This window comes from Clostridium sp. CM036, from assembly GCF_055081135.1.
The window spans coordinates 1,770,313-1,794,879 of the sequence record NZ_CM143652.1 but is presented as its reverse complement, the minus strand read 5'-3'; the positions used below and the strand labels follow the sequence as shown (position 1 = coordinate 1,794,879).

The window sequence follows — 24,567 nt, the reverse complement described above, 5'->3', positions numbered from 1 at the left end:
GATAAAACAAGAATTAAAACACCAAAATGTTAAGGATATATTCCCTTATACTTAGTATAAGGTCTATATAGAAATTATTAATATTTAGGGGGGATTATTTAGTGAAAACAAAAAGGATACTTAGTTTGCTGCTGACATCAACAATGATGTTAACGGTTGCAACAGGCCTAGTGGGATGCAAAAAAGACAAAGCAACAGTTTCAACGAATACTAGTACTAAAAAAGATGATGATCAACATTTAAAGTTAGTATTTATTGAACCTTTGACCCTAGATCCAAATGAAGCATCGGATGTAGATTCTTTCACAATAATAAATGAAATGCAAGAAGGGTTAGCAAGAATAAAGGTTGTAGATGGGAAGGACAAAATTGAACCAGCAGGAGCTGAAAGCTGGGAAACATCTAAGGATGGATTAACTTGGACTTTTCACTTAAGAGATTATAAATGGAGCGATGGAGTGCCAGTTACGGCTCAGCAATACGTGGATTCATTCCAAAGATTGTTGAAAAAGGAGAATGCCTTTTCATATGCTTACTATGCCTATGAAATAAAAGGTGCTGAAGATTTCAATAAGGGTACTGGAAAGTCTGAAGATGTTGGGGTAGTGGCAAAAGATGATAAGACATTGGTTATAAATTTAGTTAAACCTACACCATATTTTGAAAAGAAATTACCGTTTGTCAATTTTGGACCAATAAGACTTGATGTTATAAAAAAAGGTGGAGAGAACTGGAAAACAGACATTGCAAACCAGGTTTATTGTGGACCTTATAAAATAAAGGAATGGGTAAAGAATAACAGCATGACATTTGAAAAGAATCCTACCTATTGGGATGCTGATAACGTATTCATTAAAACGGCAGAGATGAATGCAATTCCAGAATTCTCAACCCAAGCTCAATTATTTGAGAGTTCACAGCTAGACGTTACTGGATGTAGTCAAGAGTATGTTAAGAAGTGGCAAGACGAAGCAAAGGCAGGGAAATTTCAATTTGCAGAAGGGGACAAAGCATCTACTGGGTATTTAGCCTTCAACAATGATGGTGGACCAAGTGGATTAATGTCAAATAAAAAGATAAGACTTGCAATGTCATTAGCATTTGATAGAGAAGACTATATAAATACACTTTTGAGTAGATATTCTCCAGCCTATGGGTGGATTCCAAAGTCATTACAATCAGGTAAAGATGTATATAGAGATGAAGTTAAGGAACCATTAAAAGATTTAGCAACTGAGTATGTAAACAAGCCTGAAAAACTTCAAGCATTATTTAAAGAAGGACTTAAAGAGCTTGGGGTAAATAAAGATTTAAGCAAGATAAAGATTAAATATGTTACTTCGGGAGATTCCTCAGCTGCAAAACAAAAAAATGAATGGTGGCAGCAACAATTCAAAACGAATTTAGGAATAGATTTATCTGTAGAAGTATTTGGAACTGCTCCACTTTTAGAGCAAGCTAAAAAAGATAGAAAATGGGATGCTTGCTACGGTGGATGGGGAGCAGATTTCGATGATCCAATAAACTTTTTTGAAGTATTTGCTAGTGAAGGTGACAATAACAAAATTAAATATAATAACCCAGAGTATAATAAGATAATTAAAGATCTTGAAACTGAGATAGACCCTGCAAATAGAGTGAAAAAATATCAAAAACTTGAAGCGATGCTAGTTAAAGATGACGTTGCTTTAGCTCCAATTTATTATCTAGATACAAGGAGATTTTCACAAAATTATGTTAAAGATTTTATGAGTCCTCATTTTGGAGCTACTTATGAATGGAGATGGGCATACACTTCTGGTAGAAAATAGTAATCATAATAATAATGCACAGGAGCTCATTGCGAGCCCTGCGCGTTATAAAAAAGGAGAGAGTTTCATGATTCATTATACTATTAGAAGATTTGGGGAAATGTTACTCACGCTTTTTATAATAGCAACAGCTACATTTTTTTTATTGCAAGCGGTGCCAGGTGATCCACTAATTTCAAGAGTGGAAAAATTACCAACAAATATAAAAGAACAAGTTTATATAAAATACGGATATGATAAACCGGTTGGTGAAAGATATGTTAAGTGTATTACGGGTATGTTAAGAGGCGACTTTGGTGAATCCATAGTTTATCCTGGACAAACTATGGGAAGTATAATAAAAGACAAGCTACCAGCATCTGCAAGGCTTGGAATACAACAAATGGTACTGGGAATGGTTATTGGAATTATGCTGGGGATTCTTGCAGCTATGAAAAGAGGTACATGGATTGACTACACCGTAATAACCAGTGCTGTTTTTCTTATTTCTATACCATCCTTTGTATTTGCATTACTACTTCAAAAATGGTTTGCAGGAGATCTTGGGTGGTTTCCAGTAATAGGATGGCCTAAAGGTAAAGATTTGTGGCTGGGTGGATGGGAGTATACAGTTCTACCTACATTAGCAGGATGTTTTGGCTATATTGCACATTATTCAAGACTTTTAAAAACTTCTATGCTTGATGTTATTAATCAAGATTATGTATTAACTGCAAAATCTAAAGGATTATCAACTAAAAGATTAATATCTAAGCATATAATGAGAAACTCAATGATACCAATAGTTACATTTCTTCCTATGACTATTGTAATGTGTATAACGGGATCATTTTTTATTGAAAGAGTATTTTCTATTCCGGGACTGGGGCTTTATTATATAGGAGCAGTTCAAGGACTAGATCTTCCGATAATTATGGGACAAACAATATTAACTACGGCTATGTATATATTGTGTATATTTATGTCCGATATATTGTATACAGTTGTTGATCCAAGAATAAGACTTACAGGTGGTAAAAAATAAAGGGGGGAGTTATCAATGACAAAATTTAAAAAAGAAGAGTTTGAATTAATTGATTGTGAACAGCAAAATGCTGATATGATAACAAGACCCAATATAACATACTGGCAGGATGCTTGGAGAAGACTTAAAAAAAATCCTATTGCAATGATATCGTTAGTGATATTAATAGTATTAATATTAATGGTTATTTTTGGTCCGTATATAAATGGAAAGGATTTCAAGACGGTTAATGGAAGCAAAAAAAATATATCACCCTGTAGTGAATATTGGTTTGGAACTGATGCATTAGGAAGAGATTTATTCGCAAGAATTTGGTATGGTGGTAGAGTATCCATTGCAATAGGGTTGATTGCAACAGGCATACAAATAATTGTTGGATGCTTATACGGCGGTGTAATGGCTTACTTTGGCGGATGGATAGATGAGGTTATGATGAGAATTATAGAGGTATTAACTAGTATCCCATCATTACTTTTAACAATACTAATAATGGTAGTTTTAGGTAATAGTATTACAACTTTAATTATTGCATTGACCATTACATCATGGTGTGGTACATCAAGAATGATAAGAGGGCAGTTGATGCAACTTAGGGAAAATGAATATATACTTGCAGCTGAGGCATTAGGCGCTTCGCCGGTAAGAGTTATAATAAAACATTTAATTCCAAATACAATAGGAGTATTGATATTAACTATTGCAACTAGCATACCGGGATATATATTTGCAGAAGCAGGACTAAGCTTTTTAGGACTCGGACTTCAGGCTCCAAATACAAGCTGGGGTGTACTTATATCCTATGGACAAAGTGCAATGGCTTTTTATCCATATCAATTATTTTTTCCAACATTTGCAATTTGTTTAACGGTGTTAGTATTTAATTTGTTTGGTGATGGCTTAAGAGATGCACTTGATCCAAAACTTCGTCAATAGTAGGAGGAAAGCTATGGAAAAGCTAATAGAAGTTAAAAATTTAAAAGTATCATATAATACTTATGCCGGTGAAGTACAAGCGGTAAGAGGAATGTCCTTTGACATAGATAAAGGAGAATGTATAGCAATAGTTGGAGAATCAGGATGTGGTAAAACTGTTACTTCTAAGGCAATAATGGGATTAATACAATCACCACAAGGAGTTGTTAAAGAAGGTAGTGAAATTATATATAAAGGTGAAAATATATTAAAATTTACTGAGAAGCAGTGGCAAGATTTTAGGGGTGAGCAATGTAGTATGATTTTTCAAGATGCTTTAACAGCCTTAAATCCAACTATGAAAGTTGGCAACCAAATCGCAGAAAATTTAATAATTCACAGAGGAATGAATAAGAGTGAGGCTTTAAAAGAGGCTTTAAAAATGTTAGAACTTGTTGGAATTCCTAATGCGGATAGAAGACTTAATCAATATCCACATGAATTTTCAGGTGGTATGAGGCAAAGAGTTATGATTGCTATAGCCCTTGCATGTAATCCAAGCATGATAATAGCTGACGAGCCAACCACAGCATTAGACGTTACAATACAAGCACAGATTATAGATATAATTAAAAGTCTTCAACAAAAGCTAGGAACATCGGTTATACTAATTACTCATGACCTTGGAGTGGTTGCTGACCTAGCTAACAGGATATTTGTTATGTACGCTGGCAAGGTAGTTGAAGGAGGGAATTCTGAGGAAATATTCTACAACCCTAAGCATCCTTATACTTGGGCATTACTTAAAGCAGTGCCAAGATTAGATCTTGAAAATAAGGAAAGATTAGTAGCTATTAAAGGCACACCACCTGACATGGTTTGTCCTCCAAAGGGCTGTGGATTTGCACAAAGATGTATATATTGTATGAAGATATGTTTAACAAAGGAACCTCCTACATACAAATTTGGAGGAGAACATAGGGCATCTTGTTGGCTTCATCATGAAATGGCTCCAAAGTTAAATCTACCTTTTGAAGTTGGTGGGGGTGAGTTACAATGACAGAAAACAAAAAAGATGTAGTATTAGAAGTTAAGAATTTAAAGAAATATTTTGATGTAGGAAAAAATGCAGTTTTAAAAGCAGTTGATGATGTGAGTTTTGTAATAAGAGAAGGTGAAACTTTAGGCCTTGTTGGGGAATCTGGCTGCGGGAAGACTACTTGTGGTAGAACTTGTATAGGAATGTACAATAAAACTTCCGGTAGTGTCCTATATAAGGGAAGGGATGTTCATAAAATACAGGGGGTTGAAAAGAAAGCATTTTACAAAGAAGTACAAACAATTTTTCAAGATCCATATGCATCATTAGATCCAAGAATGACAGTTGGAGACATAATAGCAGAGGGAATTGATATCCATAAGATTGCGGCTAATGGTAAAGATAGAACAGATAGAATTCAGAATCTTTTACAACTAGTTGGGCTTAATAAAGAACATAGTAATAGATTTGTTCATGAGTTCTCAGGTGGACAAAGACAAAGAATAGGGATAGCAAGAGCATTAGCTGTTGAACCTAAATTTATAATGTGCGATGAACCTATATCAGCCCTTGATGTTTCCATACAGGCGCAGGTTGTAAATCTTCTTATTAAACTTCAGAGAGAAATGGGACTTACTTATTTATTTATTGCCCATGATCTTTCAATGGTTAAACATATGTCTGACAGAGTAGCTGTTATGTATCTAGGTGTTATAGCTGAAATTACAGAGAGTGGAGAGCTTTATAAAAATCCTCTTCATCCATATACTAAAGCTCTTTTATCAGCAATTCCAATTCCTGACCCAAGACTTGAAAGAACAAGGGAAAAGATAATGCTTAAAGGTGAGGTTCCAAGCCCAATAAATCCTCCAATTGGATGTAGATTTAAGACAAGATGTAGCTATGCTACTTCCTTATGTAGTGAGCAAACACCACTTCTTAAAGAAGTAGCTCCAAATCATTTTGTAGCTTGCCATTTATATTAAAATGATTTGTCATTTTAATATAAATGTATAGGGGAGGATAACCATATGGACAAAATTTCAATTTTTATTAAGGATATTATTAAATCAATAATATTGGGATTAATAATATCTCTAATATTAATATTAATATCTATATTAGGAGCTATTTTAGTAAAACACGGTGGAACTAAAGTCACACTAGAAATTGTACGTAGTACATTATTCATTGTAGGAGGCCTTGGCTTAATTGTTTATTCTGGCTTTATATTAAAGAGAAACGCAAGAAGATCGCTTAGAAATGATAAGCAGTGGAAAGAAAGATTTCAGGTTATAAACTTTGTTAATGTATTACTTATTATAAATATCATGATTCTGGTTTCTGGAATTGTAATTGATAATATAAGATATTATCTGTAGGGTTAGCTTAAATATAATGATGGTATTATTTTAGTGACTATATGTTGTAAAAGTGCGTACTTACATTAAACTAATACAGTAGTATTATTATAACTAATGACAATAAAAATAAATGTTTGTTTTATGTAGGGCAAATAGGGTATTATACTGTTATTAAAAGGCTTTACAATGCGGTGTATTCAAAAAAATAAGTAAACGGAGGACTTTAAAATGAATGAAACTTTAAAAAACATAAGAAATAGAAGAAGCACAAGGGCGTTTTTACCAGAACAAGTTAATGGAGCACATGTGACAGATATAATAGATGCAGGTATTTATGCACCGAGTGCTAATAATACGCAGCCATGGCATTTTACGATAATACAAAGAAAAGATATTATAGACAGATTAAGTGATGCTTTTAAAGAAATTGCTAAAAAATCTGATAATGAATATATTAGAAGGTTTGGTGATAATGAAAAATTTCATGTGTTTTACAATGCACCAACAGTAGTATTAGTTTCAGGAGACAAAAGTATACAGTCTGCCCCAGTTGATTGCGCAGTGGCAGTAGAAAATATGCTTATAGCAGCAGAATCATTAGAAATTGGTACCTGTTGGATTGGTCTTATTGCACATCTATTAAATAGCGAAGAAGGCGCAGAGTTTGTTAAGGAGCTTGAAATACCAGAAGGATTTAGACAAATACATGCATTTTGCCTTGGATATAAAAAAATTGAGATAACTAATGCACCAGCGAGAAAAGAAAATACGGTAAATTATATAAAATAATGATATAAGGCATCTTCAAAAAATCCATCAGACTAAATTAATTCTGATGGATTTTTGCATAGTAACAGGAAACTTCACAATTATAAGTAAAAATTATGAATTTTAGTGTTAATATAGATAATATAGTAGGGGATATATAGGATTTACTATTCTTATAAAACTAATAAATAACTAGTTATCTATTAGTTTTATAAAATAAGTCTTTACAAATGCGTAAAAACAATATATAATAAAGATGTTGTCGGACATGCTTCATTAGCTCAGCTGGTTAGAGTACCTGACTCTTAATCAGGGTGTCCAGGGTTCGATTCCCTGATGGAGCACCATAAAGAAACATCAAGATCTTGTGATCTTGATGTTTCTTTTTATATAGACTAATTTTAAAATATTAACATATAATACAATAAAATATAAATTATACAAGGGGGAAATTATGGGTTCATACACCGTGTTAATTACAGTAGGTATAGTTGTAGTATCATTAATTTTAATTGCTTATGGCATAGGGTTTACAAGCATAGGAACAGATGAGGTAGGGATTGTCGAGAAGTGGTGGAGTTTAAGCGGCTCAGTGCCGGCCGATAGTCTTATAGCACTAAAGGGAGAAGCAGGTTATCAACCAGAAGTACTAAGGGCTGGTGTTCACTTCAAAACGCCTTTCAAGTATAAGGTTAAGAAGGTAAGGCTCGTAACTATACCACAAGGTCAAATAGCTTATGTATTTTCAAGGTCAGGGGAAAGTTTAGGGGATGGTCAAACTTTAGGTAAGGTTATACCACAAAGTAAGTCATTTCAAGATGTTGTGGCATTTTTGAATAATGGTGGACAAAAAGGTCCACAGAGACATATTCTTCGTGAGGGTACTTATGCATTTAACTTGGCACAATTTATTATAATCACGAAAGACAAGGTACACTCTATATTTACGTCAAAAGATGAGACGGCACAAATAGAAACAATGCGAAGTGACTTAGCTAGAGAAGGTGGGTTTAATCCTGTAATTATATCAAGTTCAAAAACTACGGAGCAATACACTCAGCAGAATGATGGTAGTGAAATGGAATCCTCATATAATAAAGGAAGGAATAAGGACGGTAACCTTGATACTATAGGTATTGTAACTATCAATGAGGGGCCTACACCGGACAATGGAGCAATTATAGCACCTATTGTTGGTGAGAGTATAAATAATGAGTTCTATCACAATAACTTCCAAGAGCCAGAAAAGTTTTTAGCTGCAGATGGCAGAAAAGGTAAGCAGATGCAAGTACTTACGGATGGAGTTTACTTCATTAATAGAATGTTTGCAAGTGTTGATATAGTACCTAAAAGTATAATAGATATTGGTTATGTAGGGGTTGTGGTAAGTTATTTTGGTGATAAAGGGGAGGATGTTTCAGGTACGGGTTATTCTCATGGAGAACTTGTAGAGCAAGGCAAAAAAGGTATTTGGAGAGATTCCATGATGCCAGGAAAGTATGCATTTAATACTTATGCAGGTAAAGTTGTACCAGTTCCTACTACTAATGTAATATTAAAATGGATTACTGGTCAAAGTGGAGTGCACAAGTTAGATGATAATTTAAAAGAGATTAGTTTAATAACTAAGGATGCCTTCGAGCCTAATCTACCACTAACCGTAGTATTTAACATTGATTATAGAAAAGCATCATCAGTTATACAAAGGTTTGGGGATATTAAAATGCTTATTGAACAATCGCTTGACCCAATGATAGCTGGTTACTTCAAGAATATTGGGCAAACTAAGACTCTTATACAATTAGTTCAAGATAGAAGTGAAATTCAGAAGCAGGCATCAGATGAAATGAAAGAGAAGTTTAAACTATATGATTTAGAGCTACAAGAAGTATTAATTGGAACACCGGCAGCTTCTGCTAGTGATACAAGAATTGAAAAAATTCTTGCACAGCTAAGAGATAGACAAGTAGCTATGGAAGAGATTAAGACCAATGAAGCTAAACAAAAATCTGCTGAAAAGCAAAGAGAATTAAATGAAGCTCAGGCAAAAGCAACAGCACAGTCAGCTCTTACGCAATCAAGTATTGACATAGAGGTAGCGGATAATAAGGGTAAATCTGAATTGAGATTGGCAGAACAGTTAGCACTAAAAACGCAGAAACTTTCCGAAGCGGACAAATATAAGAGAACTCAAGAAGCTGATGCTGAAAGATATACTAGAGAAGCCCAGGCAGCGGCACAAGCCAAAACCATTGAATTAACTGCGGGGGCTAATGCTAAACAAGTGGAACTTGCGGCAAGAGCAGAATCATTCAAACTTGAAACGGTAGGTAAAGCAACAGCACTAAATATTAAAGCAGTTGCAGATGCTACTGCTGAGCAAGAAACAAAGGTAGGTATCGCAAAGGGGACAGCGGCAAGGGCTTTAGTTGAAGCATATGGCGGCCCAGATTTACAAGTTAGGCAAAGCGTTATGATAGCATTTGCAGAGGCGTTAAAAATAAGTAAATCTCCACTAGTACCACAAACCGTAATAATGGGTGGAGCTGATGGGAATACACCTAATGCAATGGAAGGTATAATGAGTATGGTGCTTGCAAATATGGCAAATGATAAAAGTGTAGTGATGCCTAAAGATATAGATAATGTAAATGCTAAAGATGTAATAAAACAATAAAGAAACTAATGTAAAAAAACCATCAGAATAAATTAATTTATTCTGATGGTTTTTTTATTTAACAACATCTAACCTATAAAGTTTTGTATTGCAAGAAAAGCCTTAATATCTATCTTCTCATTAGAACTGATTAAAATACTAGCTTCTTCCTTGGATAATAACATAACTTCAATATCCTCATCTGGTTCTAAATAATCTTTTGATATTTCGCCGGAGCAAGTACAATACACTAAGGCAGCAGACTCGTCTGTCATACCTGTAGATATATACGCCTTAGATTTGGTCTTATCATAATCAATTTGAATCAAATCAAGGCCGGTTTCTTCTTTTAGTTCGCGGCTTACAGTAGTTTTAAAATCCTCTCCACAATCTATAAGTCCAGCTGGGATTTCATAAACATAATTATTAAGAGGAACCCTAAATTGCTTTATAACCACTAATTTATTTTGAGCTACATGAGTAGCTACAATTATAACAGCGTCTATATTGTCCTCTGCGCCATTAAAATAGTTATTTTTTAATGTAGCTAAATCTTTTCTAGAAGCTATGGACCAATTTCTAGGTTCTCCACTTTTATTGGTATACTCTGCATTATAAAGTTTTAAATACTTTGTATCTGCTAGTGTTGTAATGTTTTTTATACTCATTATTTCATCTCCAGTAATACTTCATTTTATGCTATCTATATTAGGTTACTCAAAATCCTCTGATTTTAAATTATTCACATAATCTAAAACGGCATCTAGTGATTTAGAGGAGTACATTGCGTCTACTCCGCCTTTATGATAATAAACCGAAAAGCGATCATTTTTGAAATAGAAAATGTGATAGCTTCTACTACCTACCTGTCTATGCCCTAAACAACTTTCGTCATCTATAATAAGCTCATTCAATATTTTATTTCCTACATTGACATCATTTATGACAGCTAAACTCAAATAACGAGGTTCAAAAGTAAATTCTTTCATTGTGTTCATTTTAATTCCTCCTTAATTAATGTATATAAATTAATAGTAGCACTTTGAATGAATAAAAACAAATAAAGGAAGAAGTAATCATTAAGAAATATATGAAATATTTTACCAATATTCAATAGAGAAGTTACAATTAATAGCTAAATGTTCAATTTAAATAAATTCGATTGATTTATATTAAATAGTATTATATACTGTTTGTAGTGGAATAAAAAAATTGTAAAAAAATCGTATATGATGAAATAAGTTATACTTTTATGCTTGTTTTGTGATCAAATCAATCAAGTTAAAACTTATATTTACGTTATTTATTTTTTGTAACTTACGGTGTAATCGTTATATATTTATTTTTTATAACTTGCAATGTAATCGTTATACATACAAAGAAATGAAAAAATTTTAATGATTTATGCAATGTGAAATTATATTAGAAATCTAATAGCTAATCAAAGAAAACTTTCAAGGAAATATGGAAGTTTAAAATGACACACTAATGTGTATGATCAAAAATTACATAAGAAAAATTAACTCTTTATCAAAATTTAAGACATAATTTTTATTTTGAAATTTTGTTGAAGTTTTAAAAAAATATCGAAAGGGGGAGCTACTCTCAAATTATTCAACAGTAATTATTAACGTACGAAAATTTAATTTATAATTGTATATATATTAAAAAAACTGCGTAAATGAAATTATTAATTTATTAGTGAATATATTTGACCATATTTTGAGTAGCATATATGTTTAATGAGTTTATTAAAACTATCACCAGTATTTTTAATGGCGGGATTGATGATGTCCAGAATGGATGCATTAATTGCAGCTCCAATTTCAGTAATTTATGCAGCTATAATAGCGGCAATAACTTGTAAGTTCAAATTTAATGATATTGTTGATTCTGCTGTGGAGAACGTAAAAGAAATGCAATTAGTTTTTTTTATACTAATGCTAGCATATGCACTAGCAGAAGCGTTTATGTCAACAGGTGTTGGAGCTGCGATAATTAATTTAGCACTTACGCTTGGAATAACGGGTAGAACAGTAGCGCTTACAGGCCTTTCAGTAACAGCTGTTCTGTCAATTGCAACAGGATCTTCATGGGGAACATTTGCAGCTTGTGCTCCAATTTTCCTATGGCTAAATCATATAACAGGTGGAAATATAATGCTTACTACAGCTGCTATTGCAGGAGGAGCTTGCTTTGGAGATAATATAGGACTTATTTCAGATACAACTGTTGTAAGTTCTGGTATTCAAAGTGTTGATGTCACTGATAGAATAAAACATCAAGGTGTATGGGCTCTTATAACGTTAGTAATAACGGCAGGTATTTTCTACTTTGTAAGTGTGTCAATGAACCTTCCAACTATAGTTGGAAGTTCATCCCAAGCAATAGATCAAATCCCAGAAAGTGTGTGGAAATCCCTTGAAGTAGCTAAACCATCAGCAGTAGTACTATTAAATCAAGTTAAAACCGGAGTTCCAGTTTACATGATTATTCCACTATTGGTAGTACTTGTAGTTGCGGTAAAGGGAATGCCAACACTTGCTTGTTTAGGACTTGGAATAATAACATCGTTAATCCTTGGATTAACAGCTGGAACAATAACAGACATACCTCAATTTTTAGAATTAATGAAAAAAGGGTTCGCAGATGCAGGTTCATGGGTTATAGTAATGATGATGTGGATTGGAGCTTTTGCAGGTATAATGGGTAAAATAAATGCATTTGCACCATTGTCAAGATTGGTTTCAAAAATGTCATGCAACGTAAAACAACTTATGTTTTGGAACGGTATGCTTTCAATTCTTGGGAATGCAGCATTAGCAGATGAAATGGCTCAAATCGTAACAGTTGGACCAATAATTAAAAATCTTCTTGAAGACAACGTGGAAGGTAGTGAAGAAGACTTATATACGCTACGGCTTAGAAATGCTACTTTTGGAAGTTCTCTTGGAGTATTTGGATCTCAGCTTATTCCATGGCACGTATATATCGGATTTTATGTAGGGATAGCCTCTGCAGTTTATCCATTATACAAATTTGCTCCAATTGATATAATAAAATATAACTTTATGGCTATGGTAGCAGTATTTTCATTATTAGTTCTTACAATAACAGGTTGGGATAGATTTATACCCCATTTCAAATTGCCAAGGGAACCTGATGTAAGATTAAAGAAAAATGTAGAAGAGGAAGTAAAAGAAGAACGTTCTGCATAAAAGTAAATAAACATATCTTTATAAAAAGCTCACTGAAAAGTGAGCTTCTTTTTTATTGTAAAATTTTAATCTTATAGTTATTTTTTGATTATTTCTAAGTTAAATTTAGGATATACAATAATTGATGCATTGAATGTTGTAAATAAAACATACTACTTATAACATAAAAAATTATAATATTACAAATTTTATAGTTAAGGGGGAATCAAATGAAGAGGTTCACAAAAATAACTTCTATATTGGTAGCAATTGGATTATTATTTAATAGCTTCAGTAGTGTTGTACTAGGTGCGCAAGTTGCGCAAACGAAGCAGGCACAATTAAATAATTCATTGTCAGTAGGAAAAAGTATATCAGGCTTTATGTTAGAGTCTAAAAAATGGCTTCCCGATGTACACTCAACTGCCATAATATTTAAGCATATTAAAAGTGGGGCTAAACTGATTTATTTACAGAATGAGGATGAAAACAAAGTATTTTCAATAAGTTTCCGTACTCCAGTGAATGATAATACTGGTGTTAACCACATTATTGAGCATTCAGTTTTATGCGGTTCAAAGAAGTATCCTGTTAAAGACCCATTTTTAATTATGACTAAGCAATCACTAAGTACATTTATAAATGCGTTTACAGGACCGGATTTTACAATGTATCCAGTAGCAAGTAAGAATGAAAAGGATTTTGACAATTTGATGGGTGTATACATGGATGCAGTGTTTTATCCAAATATATCTAAAAATCCTAAAATACTTAAACAAGAAGGGTGGCATTACGAGGTTAATAGTAAGACAGGAGAGTTACATTATAATGGAATAGTATACAATGAAATGAAAGGGAATAACTCTTCTCCAGAGGTAATATTATCTAATACTATTAATCAATCGCTTTTTAATGAAAATTCATACAGTTTTGAATCGGGAGGTAAGCCAGATAATATTCCTGACCTAACCTACGACAAATTTATCGAAACATATAAAAAATATTATGTTCCATCAAATAGCTCTATATATTTATATGGAAAATTGGATATTGAACATACATTGAAATTTATGAATGATAATTATCTAAGTAAACTTAAAAAAACAACAGTGGATAGTAAAATTAAATTACAGAAACCTTATGAAAATGAAAAAAAGGTTGAAAAAACAGCTTTATATCCTGTGGCTAAAGGTGTAGGTACAGCAGATATGACGTACTTATCATCTAATTATATGATCGATAAGGTAACAGATGTAGAAAATATTTTAGGTTTTCAAATATTGCAAGAGATTCTTTTGAATACTAAAACCTCACCTCTAAGGAAATCATTATTAAATAATGGGATTGGAGGGGATGTCTATGCAAGTTTTAACCCCTCAACTAAGCAACCAACTTTCAGTATAATTGCTACCAATGCAAATGAATCAGAGAAATATAAATTTAAAGGTCTTGTTGATGATTCCTTAAAACAAGTGGTAAAAGAGGGGTTTGATAAAGAATTAGTAAATTCAGTATTCAGTGCTGTAGAACTAAGTTTGCGTACTCAAAATTCGGATGCTAACAGAGGTATGAATTATATGTCTTCAGCTTTAAATTCCTGGAATTATGATGTGAGCCCTACAGAATATCTAGAGATTACCCCAGCACTTAATAAAATAAAATCTAAAATATCCAATGGGTATTTTGAAAAGTTAGTACAAAAATATTTATTGGATAATAAAAATAATTCATTAGTTGTTTTAAAACCTTCTAGTGGATTAAATGAAATAAAAGAAGAAATGGTAAAAAAGAAACTTTCAGAGTATAAAAAATCACTATCGCAAATTGAATTAGCTACAATTAAAAAAGACGCAGAAGAATTAAAAAAATGGCAGGGAACATCAGATTCAAAAGAAAAATTATCGAAAATACCAACACTTACTCTTAAGGATTTAAATTTAAAATCGGAACAAATTCCAACAATAGAAAAACTAGAAGGAGGTATAAAAGTATTAAGTCATCCTATGTTCACTGATGGAATTACTTATTCTAATTTATATTTTGACAGTTCAAAGGTTCCTCAAAACAAAGTATTATATTTGAAATTACTTGCGAGTGTTTTAGGAAATGTTAGTACTGAAAAATATAATATTATGCAACTTTCAAATAAAATGATGAAGTATACCGGGGGAATTGCCTTTAATTCAACATCATTTAAAAATAATACTGATAGTAATAAATACTCTCCTAAAATGAGTGTTTCAGTAAATTCTATTAATAATGCATTACCAAATTATTTGGAACTATTAGATGAAATAATGAATCATAGTAAGTTTGATGATAAGGAACGGATGAAAGATTTAATTAAAAAAATAAGAGTAAATTATGAATCTATGTTTGTTAATGAAGGTAACCGAATTGCAATAAAACGTGCATTGTCCTATTTATCATATAGTGGTAAGTATACTGATTTGGATTATTTGCCTTACTATGATTTTATTTGTGATTTGGATGATAACTTTGATGTGAAATTTGAAGAAACGGTAAAAAATTTAAATGATGTTAAAGATATTGTATTTAACAAAGAGGACTTGGTTGTAAGTTACACTGGAGATGAAAAAAATTATGAAGACTTTGTTGTTAGTCTTAATAAATTAGGAGAAAGAATTAAGGATAAAAAATTTCCTAAGCAGAAATATGAGTTTGATTTTTCGAAAAAGAATGAGGCTTTTGTAATTCCATCTCAAGTGCAATATGTGGTTAAGGCTGGTTGTTTTAAAAAAGCAGGGTACAACTATAATGGACATATGAAGGTTCTTGAAAATATTTTAAATAGTGATTATTTATGGCAGGAAGTTAGAGTGAAAGGCGGTGCATACGGTGGGGCTATGAGTTTTACAAAGGACGAGGTATTGTTCTATTCTTACCGCGATCCAAATTTAAAGGAGACATTAAACACATTTGATGATGCTTTAAAATTTTTAAAAAACTTTAAAGCAAGTGAAAAGGATATGACTAATTATATAATAGGAACGATAGGAAGTATGGATTCTTTAGCAGGGCCATCTTCTAAAGGTCTAATGGGGGACAATATGTATTTTACAGGAACTACTCAAGCTGATATTCAAAAGCTACGTGATGAAGTGTTATCGACTACCGCGGGTGACATAAGAAACTTCGCGGATCTGTTGGATACTATAAAAAAACAGAAATTACACTGCGTTGTTGGTAGTGAAACTAAAGTAAATCAAAATAAAGATTTATTCGATAGGATTATAGTACCTATTAAGAAGGCTAAACATTAATATTTCAGCTCCGCAGCGGATGATTAAATATGCTTTAAATTGCAGTATACATTTAGAAAAGAACATAAAGCGCAAGTTTTATGTTCTTTCTGTGTTTATGGTATAATTAAAAGATTATAAAACTTAAGAACTAGGGAGAAAATATGTTGAAAGAAGATATGATATTACAAATATTTAATGAAGGAACCAGTGGTAAAAATCATGCCAGTGGGCAAAGGGTCCTTAATAATGATTTGGTTTCTTCTATAAATATTACAAATGAAGATAAATTAATATGTATAGATGGCAATGTGATTTCAGAGAAACTTTTTAATGAATATCACACGAAAATTGAGATGGATGCAGTTCGGAGAAGTATTTTTACTACATTCTGTAGCTGTTCTAATTTTGAAAGCAATGAGTTTAAAAAAGAAAATTATTGTTGCAAACATTTAGTAGCAACATTTTATAAAGCATTAGAGGATTTATCAAGTCACCCACTTTTAAGGGAAGATGATGTTATGAATCCAAGTACATTTAAAAATAGTAGTAATGTACTATCTATGCTTTTGGGCGATGAAAGACATAAAGAAGAAATTAAAATAGAGGTGTACATAAATAAAAATCAGTGGACTAGCGACCTTACAGCTGAGTTTAAAATAGGGTTAAGTTCTATGAGTGCAAGTAATCTTTATGTTTTAAAGGATATCAATCACTTTTTATTAGGGTATTATAATAATATTCCTATAAACTATAGCAAAAATTTTACTTTTAATATGGAAAATCAAAAAATGTCCACAAAGGATAAAAGGATTATTGATTTTATTGAAATGTTAAAGACGATTGAGGGAACTCGAAGGTACGTTAACAGACGTGAAGACCGGTATGTAGATGGAAAAAACATAAATATTCCTAAATATCTAACCAGGGAATTTTTCGAAATTATAATTAAGCATAGAGTCTATTTAAATGATGGCTTTTTTTATAGACCTGTGGATACAGAAATTTTATATGAGGCTCCACCCCTAGATTTTGATTTGAAAATAATAAAGGATAATTATGTGCTCAAATCTTCAAGTGGAATGCCAGCATCTTTAGGATCTAATAATGATGTTTTTTTGTATGGTACCAATATATATCTTCCAGATTATGAGTTTTGTTATAAGATAAGTCCGTACCTTCAAGTTTTTAATGAGGCAAAGGTCGTAACTATGACAAACCTCGAGGAGGAAAACATATTAAGGCGGCTAATTCCAGATCTTAATTTATTGTCACCGAATGTTGTCTTATCTAAGACTATAAAAGATAAAATAGTAATGTGTAAAAGTCAGTTTAATTTCTACTTTAATCAGGAGGGGAAAGATATTACTCTAACATTAAAGGTGAAGTATGGAAATTTTGAGTTTAATATCTTTGAGGATTGCGCAGAAAAAATAATATATAGGGATTCTAAAGAGGAAGCCCAAGTTACTTCGGTTTTAAAAGTCTTAGGTTTTCAGGAAATAAAAAATAAGTTTTATTTTTCAAAGGGAGAGGACTATATATTCAAATTTTTTAAAAGTGATATTGCGAGACTTCAAGAAATAGGGGAAGTATATTACTCCGAAAACTTTAAAGGTATAAAATCATTAGGTGCTAAGGGTATTAGTGGAGATATTAAAAGCGGAAAGTATAATTATTTTGAAATGGATTTCAAAATAGGGGATATTGAGCCACGAGAAACTACAAATATACTAAGAGCTTTTAGAAATAATCTTAAGTATTATAAGCTGAAAAATGGTGAATATCTCGATTTGGAGGAATTAGAGCTTAATAAATTCTTAAAGCTTTTGGATGTGATTACATCATCTGATAGTTACAATAATCATATTGAAATATCTAATAGTAAAGGCATTTTCCTAGATGGTTATTTAAAGGAAAATAACATTAGATATATAAAAGGAAAAAAAGAATTAAAAGAAGTAAGAGATAAGATTAAGGACATTGAGAAATTGAATTTTAAAGAACCAGTTGATTTCAAGGGGAAATTAAGAGAGTATCAAAAAATCGGATATAATTGGTTTAAAACCTTAGATTATTTAGGGTTTGGTGGAATTTTAGGAGACGAAATGGGTCTTGGTAAAACCATTCAAGCTATTACTTTTATATTAGCGAGTAAGGGGAGTAAGACTTTAATTGTAGCGCCTACATCCCTAATATATAACTGGATAAGTGAACTTGAAAAGTTTGCACCTAGGTTAAAGGTTGCTGCGGTTAATGGGTTAAAGGATGCGAGAGAAGAAATAATAAATAGTATAGCAAATTATGATGTGATTATAACTACCTATAATCTATTAAAGAGGGACTTGGAAAGCTACAAACCATTAGAGTTTGATTGTTGCATACTAGATGAAGCTCAGAACATTAAAAATCCAAACTCTCAAAATGCAATAGCTGTGAAGGAGATAGGGGCGAAGACAAGATTTGCACTATCAGGCACGCCGATAGAAAATTCTCTTATGGATTTGTGGTCTATATTTGATTTTATAATGCCAGGATACCTATATGATCAAAAGAGATTTAGCGTGAGATATCATAAAAAGCTTAAGGAAAGTCCGGAGATATTAGAAGATTTAAATAGGCTTATAAAACCTTTTATTTTAAGGCGTCGAAAAAAAGATGTTTTAAAGGAATTACCTGATAAAATAGAAAAAACGCTTTTGGTAAATTTAGAGCAGGAACAAAAGAAGGTTTATAAAACCTATGCAAACCATGCAATGGAACTTATTGAAAAGAAGGTAAAAAATGATGAGTTTAAAAATAGTAAAATAGAGATACTTTCGTATATTACAAAGTTAAGACAAATATGTTTAGATCCTACAGTACTCATGAATGATTATAGTGGTGGTAGCGCAAAAATAGAAGCTTTAGTGGAACAACTTCATAAGAGTATAGATGAGGGACATAGAGTAATTGTTTTCTCCCAATTTACTTCTGTTCTTAAGAATATACAAAAAAGACTTATAGTGGAGGGAATATCTTTTAGTTACTTAGATGGATCGGTGACTTCAGAGAAGAGAATGAATTTGGTAAAAGATTTCAATGATGGCGAAAACTCTGTGTTTTTAATAAGCTTAAAGGCTGGAGGCACAGGCCTAAATTTAACTTCAGCAGATGTAGTAATTCACTTTGATCCTTGGTGGAATCCAGCAGTAGAAGAGCAGGCCACAGATAGAGCTCATAGAATAGGTCAAAAGAATGTGGTGAGTGTTATAAAAATTATAGCTAAGGGCACTATTGAGGAAAAAATTCTGTCACTTCAAGAAGAGAAGAAAAAGCTTATATCAGAGCTTATGGGGGATGAACTATCCGGAGGCAAAGGCTTTGCAGCAATGAGCGAGGAAGATATATTTGGATTATTTGAAATGAAGGAATAAAACTTGCATGGAAATCCTTTTTATTGTAAAGTTGAGTAATAATACTATATAAAATTTATGAGGTATTTTATGAAAAATAAGATTAAGGACATTTTGCTTATTATCAAGTATATACTATTTACCGCAATTTTTTTAATAACTGCACTTTATAACGCTCAAAATCAATTGTTAATTATTACTTTAACTTTTTTATTTTTAACATCTTACACAATTAGAGTATTTTTCATATATGATAGTGAAAATCATAAAAATCTAAGTTGTTTTTCTTTAGCAATAGATTATATATTCATATTTATACTTAATATATATGATAGCTCTCATCTATCTTTATGCTTATATTATTTTATGTTGGAAGATATTGTTCTAAATTTCAAAGTAGCAGTTGGTATAGTTGTTTCAATTTTTTCCTTTGTACTTTACTGCGTAACTTTAAGTATTATGGTGAATTTTGAATTTACAAGAATCATCGTGAAAATACTTTTAAGTCTATCAGTTTTTTCTATGATTTATTTAATGTTTTTCCTTGTGAGATATTTATTAAAGCAAGCAGAAATAATTGAAGTCTCTTTAAATAAAATAACTATGGAGAAATTAGAAAAAGAATACATATATATGAATTTAAAGGATGCATATGAAAAGTTAGAGATGATGACTGTTATTAAAGAAAGAAATAAGATCGCACGGGAAATTCATGATACAGTGGGACATACACTAACAACTGTACTAGTCGAAATAGAGGCTAGCAAAAGACTGATGAAGGTGAATTCGAATTTATCACTAGAAAAACTTTGCCTAGCACAAAGTCAAGTGAGAAAGGGTCTTAATGATATCCGTGCCTCTGTGCGGGTGCTTGAAAAAGGTGACGAATTACTGGAGTTTTATCCTTCTTTAGATACGATAATAAAGGATACCCAGCTACATTCAGGAGTGGTAATTAAAACTGAAATAGACCCTTCATTAAATTTAACTAAAGAAGCGAAAAATGTAATTTTATCTTCTCTACTAGAGGGGCTGACAAATGGGATTCGTCATGGTAAAAGTACTGCTTTTTTGTTTAAACTTATAAAAAAGGAGGATAAAGTATGTTTTTCTCTTGAAGATAATGGAGAAGGTGCAGGTATATTAAACTACGGATTTGGGCTTCGGGCTATGAGAGATAGAGTTTACGACTTAGAAGGAAGCTTTGACATTAACTCTGATGTGCAAGAGGGATTAGAACTTCTCATTACGCTTTCTTATTCTAAAGCCTGCGTGCAATAACTTTTAGGAAAATATAATAATATTGAATGCTTTATTTTCGAGGGAGGCTTTTATGGACAAGATAAGGGTGTTAATTGCAGATGATCAAACCCTTATGAGGGATGGACTTAAGACAATACTTGAACTAGAGGAAAATATAGAAGTAGTGGCCCTTGCAAAGGATGGGGTGGAGGCATTAGAATTATGCTCTGAAACTAAACCTCAGGTGGTGCTAATGGATATAAGAATGCCAAATATGGATGGAGTACAATGCACCAAATTAATAAAGGAAAAATTCCCTAATATAGTGATACTCATTCTTACCACCTTTGATGATGAAGAATTCATAGTTAAAGCTTTAAGCAATGGTGCCTCTGGTTATATTTTGAAGGACATAGAGGGGGATGGACTTATAAAATCAGTGAAGGATGCTTACAAGGGTGCTTTTATATTGCCTTCTAAAATTGCTATAGTGCTTGCTGGTAAAATAGTCAAACAGTACAGTAATGACAATCAAAAAAATAATGAAAATAGTGAAGCTAAATTATTAAATTCTTTTGGGCTTTCAGAAAAAGAAACTGAAATTGCAAAAATGCTAGCTCAGGGTTTTACCAATAAGCAAATTGCATCTTCACTATACATATCTGGTGGAACAGTAAAAAACTATGTAAGTAATCTGTATAGTAAAATAGGCATTTCTGATAGAACATCAGCGGCAATATATATTAAGGATTTACTTATGGAATAGATATACATTAAAAAAGTAACCCTGGTCACTTTATTTTGTGACCAGGGTTACTTTTTTATTACTCCTAAAATTGGTAGTATTTTATTAAAGAAATTATAAATTTTAGTTTTGAAAGGAGTTAGTAAAATGAAACCTTTATCAGCTTTAAGTTATTGCAAAAATAACAAGAAAAAACTTATTACTTCTACCATATCAATATTAGTGGCTGTTTCATTTTTATATATTTTTCAGACATTTGTAAAATCTATAGGGGACTCACTGCAAGATCTAAAAGTAAACCCATATAAAAATCATATGACGGTGCAAAGTATTGGAAAAAACAAACCAATACCAAAAAGTATCATGAGTATCCTTAAAGACAACTCTAATGTAGAAAACATAATTTCATTTGTTTCATATGAAACAGTCTATACTATACCTGGAGCTAGCACTAGTGCTTTTATTTTAGGTATAAGACCTGAAAATATAGAGTATGTTATGAAAAAAAACAACATTACATTAAAGGAGGGAAGGCTACCACTAGAAAATCATAAAGAAGTGGCACTAGATTATAGAGTATCAAAAAATAAAAATGTTGTGATTGGAGATAAAATTGGAAATTCTATTGAAAAAAATGATGCCTTAAATGGTGAGTATACAGTGGTAGGAATAGTTAAAGGCGACGGGTTTTTATCATTTATGCCTTATAACACTGATGTAGCAACAACAAATACCAATGATGCAATTACAGCGGAAAAATCCATATTAGTTTTTCCAAAGAATAACAAAATAAAAGAGGTGGATAAACTACTACTAAGTTTCCCTAAAAAAGGGGTAGCAGTGATGACTTTAAGTGGAATGATTAAACTTTATAATAAAGGAGCATCTATAATGCGTACATTAGATATGATTTGTATACTTGCGATTATTGTAATGGTTATTTCCACTGGAAGCTCTAAATATGTAGAGTTTTTTAGTAGAAAACAGGAACTTGGTATTTTAAACGCCATGGGGTACACCAAGGTGGAATTAATGAAGAAGGTATTTTGGGAAGTGTTTATTGTAAATCTACTAGGATTTACTCTAGGGATAATAGTTGGATGGTTGTCTTCTGTATTAATTAATAATGGAGCATTTGGAGCCGTTGGTGGGGTTTCAGTACACTATTCTTCAAAAGCATTTTTAATGGCGCTTTATATACCACTATTTACAACGCTATTTACATTAATACCAGTAAACAGAATGATAAGTAAGCTAGATCCTATAGTTATGATTGAAGGAATATAAAAAGGAGTGAATTATTATGTTATTTAAAGTGGAAAATCTAAATTTAATATATGATATTGGAAAAGAGGTTCAGACATATGCTTTAAGAAATATTAATCTTTCATTGGAAGGAAATAGATTAATAGGCATAATGGGACCATCTGGTAGTGGTAAAAGTTCATTGCTATATTCCTTAGCAGGACTAAAAATCCCATCATCGGGAACCATAAGTTACAATAATGTGAAATTTAATGAATTATCTATTTCTAAAAGTACAGGGCTTAGGCGTAAAGATTTTGGGTTCATTTTTCAAAGACATTTTCTTATAGATTATATGACAATAGTAGATAACGTATTAACACCAATAAATGATAATAGTACTCCTGCAAAAGAAAAGGCGTTGGGTTTATTAAAAAAGCTTGGCATTGAGCATTTGGCCAATAAAAGGCCTCATCAATTATCCGGTGGGCAAAGACAAAAGGCTGCAATTGCTAGAGCACTTATAAATGACCCTAAAGTAATTTTTGGTGATGAGATTACTGCATCCTTAGACCATGCCAGTGCAATGGAAGTAATGAAGATATTGGACGAATATAAAAATAATGCCTTAGTTATAGTTGTAACACATGATGCTTCCATACTTGAAAATGCAGACGATATAATTAATATATGGGATGGCGCTGTTACCTCAATTAAAAAAAGAGGAATGGAGGGATATAATGAATCCGCTATCACCCTTTAAGTATATTAAAAATAATACTTCTAAAATATTGCCAATACTAATGTCTATAATGGTAGGTGTCTTACTAATTTATTTTTATTCACTAATAAATAAAAGTGCTACTGAGCTAACAAAGATAACAGCTACCAATATTTTCAGTAAATACACAACAGTAGCTAGCAATAGCGAAGAGCCTATTTCCAAAGATTACTTAGACAAAATAACTAATGATAATAATGTAGATTATATTGTACCATTAATTGGTGAGTATGGTTTTCTTCAATATAGTGGATTTTTGGGTGGAATGTCTATTGATGTGATAAATTTTTATGAAAAAGATATATCAAGGATTATTACTACCCTTGATATGAAACTAATTCAAGGTAGACTTCCACGGCCCAATAAGAATGAAATCATTATCCCTAAAAAATATGCTCTGCAAAACGAATTAAAAACAGGAGATTATATTGGCTCAGAGGTATCCGATAGCTACGGAATAGAAGGTAAATTTAAAGTGTCAGGAATTACAGATGGTCCAGTAATGCTTGCAGTAGTCAGCGATAATAAGGATAATGTTCCGAGAAGTGCAGTAATGAAGAACTCTATAGTGTTTCATGTTAAAAATATAAAAGATAAAAATTTAATTAACTATTTATCTAAAGACACACCTAAAAATATTTTGATTAGGGATTATTACAGTGTTTCAAAGCAATATGATGAAATTCTTAAACCAATGAATAGTTTATCATTTATGCTTAATATGATAATAATAGTAGTGCTATTTATATCACTTGGAAATTTGAATTACATTAACTTCCTTAATAGAAAATACGAATTTGGAGTATTATTAGCTATAGGTTATAAAAAAAGTACACTTTATTTTAAACTTTGGAAGGAAAATTTTACGGTATGTTTACTGGGATATATATGTGGAATACTATTAACTACGTTTATAACTTTTATTTTGAATTTAACTGTACTTTATCCAACTGGTAAATTTATTCCTTTATGGAGTATTTCTGGTGCAAAGGTAGCGCTGTTTATACCAATAATTGTATCGTTTTTAAGTTTAATTGCACCTATTAAGGAACTTCGAAAAACCGACCCAATTGATGTAATTGGAGGTTAAGGGATATTAAAGTAAATAATTATGTATGACAAAAT

At 31.8% G+C, this 24,567-nt stretch carries 18 protein-coding genes and 1 tRNA gene; 17 read left to right on the top strand and 2 right to left on the bottom strand.

Features of this window, described 5'->3' with window-relative positions; genetic code table 11:
* The first annotated feature begins 101 nt into the window (after positions 1 to 101).
* The 9 genes from ACWJKE_RS08450 to ACWJKE_RS08410 all read left to right on the top strand — a co-directional run bounded on the left by ACWJKE_RS08450 (position 102) and on the right by ACWJKE_RS08410 (position 9,595).
* Entirely contained in the window at positions 102 to 1,811 is a 1,710-nt protein-coding gene (locus ACWJKE_RS08450) for a peptide ABC transporter substrate-binding protein (protein ID WP_216303131.1), read from the top strand.
* A complete protein-coding gene (locus tag ACWJKE_RS08445) occupies positions 1,774 to 2,835 on the top strand; it encodes an ABC transporter permease (protein ID WP_318038328.1) in 1,062 nt (353 codons plus the stop codon). Before ACWJKE_RS08450 ends, ACWJKE_RS08445 begins: the two co-directional genes overlap by 38 nt.
* A 15-nt stretch (positions 2,836 to 2,850) precedes the next feature.
* Positions 2,851 to 3,768 carry an ABC transporter permease gene (locus ACWJKE_RS08440; protein WP_216303130.1) on the top strand — a complete coding sequence of 306 codons (918 nt, stop codon included), beginning with the start codon at positions 2,851 to 2,853 and terminating at the stop codon, positions 3,766 to 3,768.
* Between the two features lie 13 nt (positions 3,769 to 3,781).
* A complete protein-coding gene (locus tag ACWJKE_RS08435) occupies positions 3,782 to 4,807 on the top strand; it encodes an ABC transporter ATP-binding protein (protein WP_216303129.1) in 1,026 nt (341 codons plus the stop codon).
* A complete protein-coding gene (locus ACWJKE_RS08430) occupies positions 4,804 to 5,772 on the top strand; it encodes an ABC transporter ATP-binding protein (protein ID WP_216303128.1) in 969 nt (322 codons plus the stop codon). The genes ACWJKE_RS08435 and ACWJKE_RS08430 overlap by 4 nt, the downstream gene beginning before the upstream one ends.
* 45 nt (positions 5,773 to 5,817) lie before the next feature.
* Positions 5,818 to 6,168, top strand: coding sequence for a hypothetical protein (locus tag ACWJKE_RS08425; RefSeq protein ID WP_462954270.1), 351 nt, complete (start codon positions 5,818 to 5,820; stop codon positions 6,166 to 6,168).
* A 210-nt stretch (positions 6,169 to 6,378) separates the two neighbouring features.
* Positions 6,379 to 6,939, top strand: a complete 561-nt coding sequence (locus ACWJKE_RS08420; protein ID WP_462959331.1) for a nitroreductase family protein — start codon at positions 6,379 to 6,381, stop codon at positions 6,937 to 6,939.
* Between the two features lie 249 nt (positions 6,940 to 7,188).
* Positions 7,189 to 7,265: transfer RNA gene (locus ACWJKE_RS08415), tRNA-Lys, on the top strand.
* Positions 7,266 to 7,372: 107 nt separating this feature from the next.
* Positions 7,373 to 9,595, top strand: coding sequence for a flotillin family protein (locus ACWJKE_RS08410; RefSeq protein WP_220286514.1), 2,223 nt, complete (start codon positions 7,373 to 7,375; stop codon positions 9,593 to 9,595).
* A gap of 68 nt (positions 9,596 to 9,663) precedes the next feature.
* Here the strand turns inward: ACWJKE_RS08410 and ACWJKE_RS08405 are convergent, their stop codons facing one another.
* Both ACWJKE_RS08405 and ACWJKE_RS08400 read right to left on the bottom strand, forming a co-directional pair.
* Positions 9,664 to 10,242: an NUDIX hydrolase gene (locus tag ACWJKE_RS08405; protein ID WP_165413113.1), complete on the bottom strand. Its 579-nt coding sequence runs from the start codon at positions 10,240 to 10,242 to the stop codon at positions 9,664 to 9,666.
* Between the two features lie 45 nt (positions 10,243 to 10,287).
* The gene (locus ACWJKE_RS08400) at positions 10,288 to 10,572 is read right to left on the bottom strand and encodes a hypothetical protein (RefSeq protein WP_165413114.1); all 285 of its coding nucleotides are present in this window, start codon (positions 10,570 to 10,572) and stop codon (positions 10,288 to 10,290) included.
* 744 nt (positions 10,573 to 11,316) lie between these two features.
* Between ACWJKE_RS08400 and ACWJKE_RS08395 the strand changes: the two genes are divergently transcribed.
* The 8 genes from ACWJKE_RS08395 to ACWJKE_RS08360 all read left to right on the top strand — a co-directional run bounded on the left by ACWJKE_RS08395 (position 11,317) and on the right by ACWJKE_RS08360 (position 24,532).
* A complete protein-coding gene (locus tag ACWJKE_RS08395; protein WP_220286513.1) occupies positions 11,317 to 12,792 on the top strand; it encodes a Na+/H+ antiporter NhaC family protein in 1,476 nt (491 codons plus the stop codon).
* Between the two features lie 209 nt (positions 12,793 to 13,001).
* Positions 13,002 to 16,055 (top strand): insulinase family protein, encoded by a 3,054-nt coding sequence (locus tag ACWJKE_RS08390; RefSeq protein ID WP_462959330.1) that lies wholly within the window; start codon positions 13,002 to 13,004, stop codon positions 16,053 to 16,055.
* 143 nt (positions 16,056 to 16,198) lie between these two features.
* On the top strand, positions 16,199 to 19,450 hold the full coding sequence (locus ACWJKE_RS08385; RefSeq protein ID WP_220286511.1) for a DEAD/DEAH box helicase: 3,252 nt from the start codon (positions 16,199 to 16,201) through the stop codon (positions 19,448 to 19,450).
* Between the two features lie 69 nt (positions 19,451 to 19,519).
* Complete coding sequence (locus tag ACWJKE_RS08380) at positions 19,520 to 20,710, top strand: sensor histidine kinase (RefSeq protein ID WP_462959329.1); 1,191 nt, start codon at positions 19,520 to 19,522, stop codon at positions 20,708 to 20,710.
* Positions 20,711 to 20,762: 52 nt separating this feature from the next.
* Complete coding sequence (locus tag ACWJKE_RS08375) at positions 20,763 to 21,437, top strand: response regulator transcription factor (protein ID WP_220319986.1); 675 nt, start codon at positions 20,763 to 20,765, stop codon at positions 21,435 to 21,437.
* 126 nt (positions 21,438 to 21,563) lie between these two features.
* Complete coding sequence (locus ACWJKE_RS08370; protein ID WP_216303119.1) at positions 21,564 to 22,703, top strand: ABC transporter permease; 1,140 nt, start codon at positions 21,564 to 21,566, stop codon at positions 22,701 to 22,703.
* A 16-nt stretch (positions 22,704 to 22,719) separates the two neighbouring features.
* Positions 22,720 to 23,424, top strand: coding sequence for an ABC transporter ATP-binding protein (locus ACWJKE_RS08365; protein WP_216303118.1), 705 nt, complete (start codon positions 22,720 to 22,722; stop codon positions 23,422 to 23,424).
* Positions 23,402 to 24,532 (top strand): ABC transporter permease, encoded by a 1,131-nt coding sequence (locus tag ACWJKE_RS08360; RefSeq protein ID WP_220319989.1) that lies wholly within the window; start codon positions 23,402 to 23,404, stop codon positions 24,530 to 24,532. Before ACWJKE_RS08365 ends, ACWJKE_RS08360 begins: the two co-directional genes overlap by 23 nt.
* Positions 24,533 to 24,567: the final 35 nt, after the last annotated feature.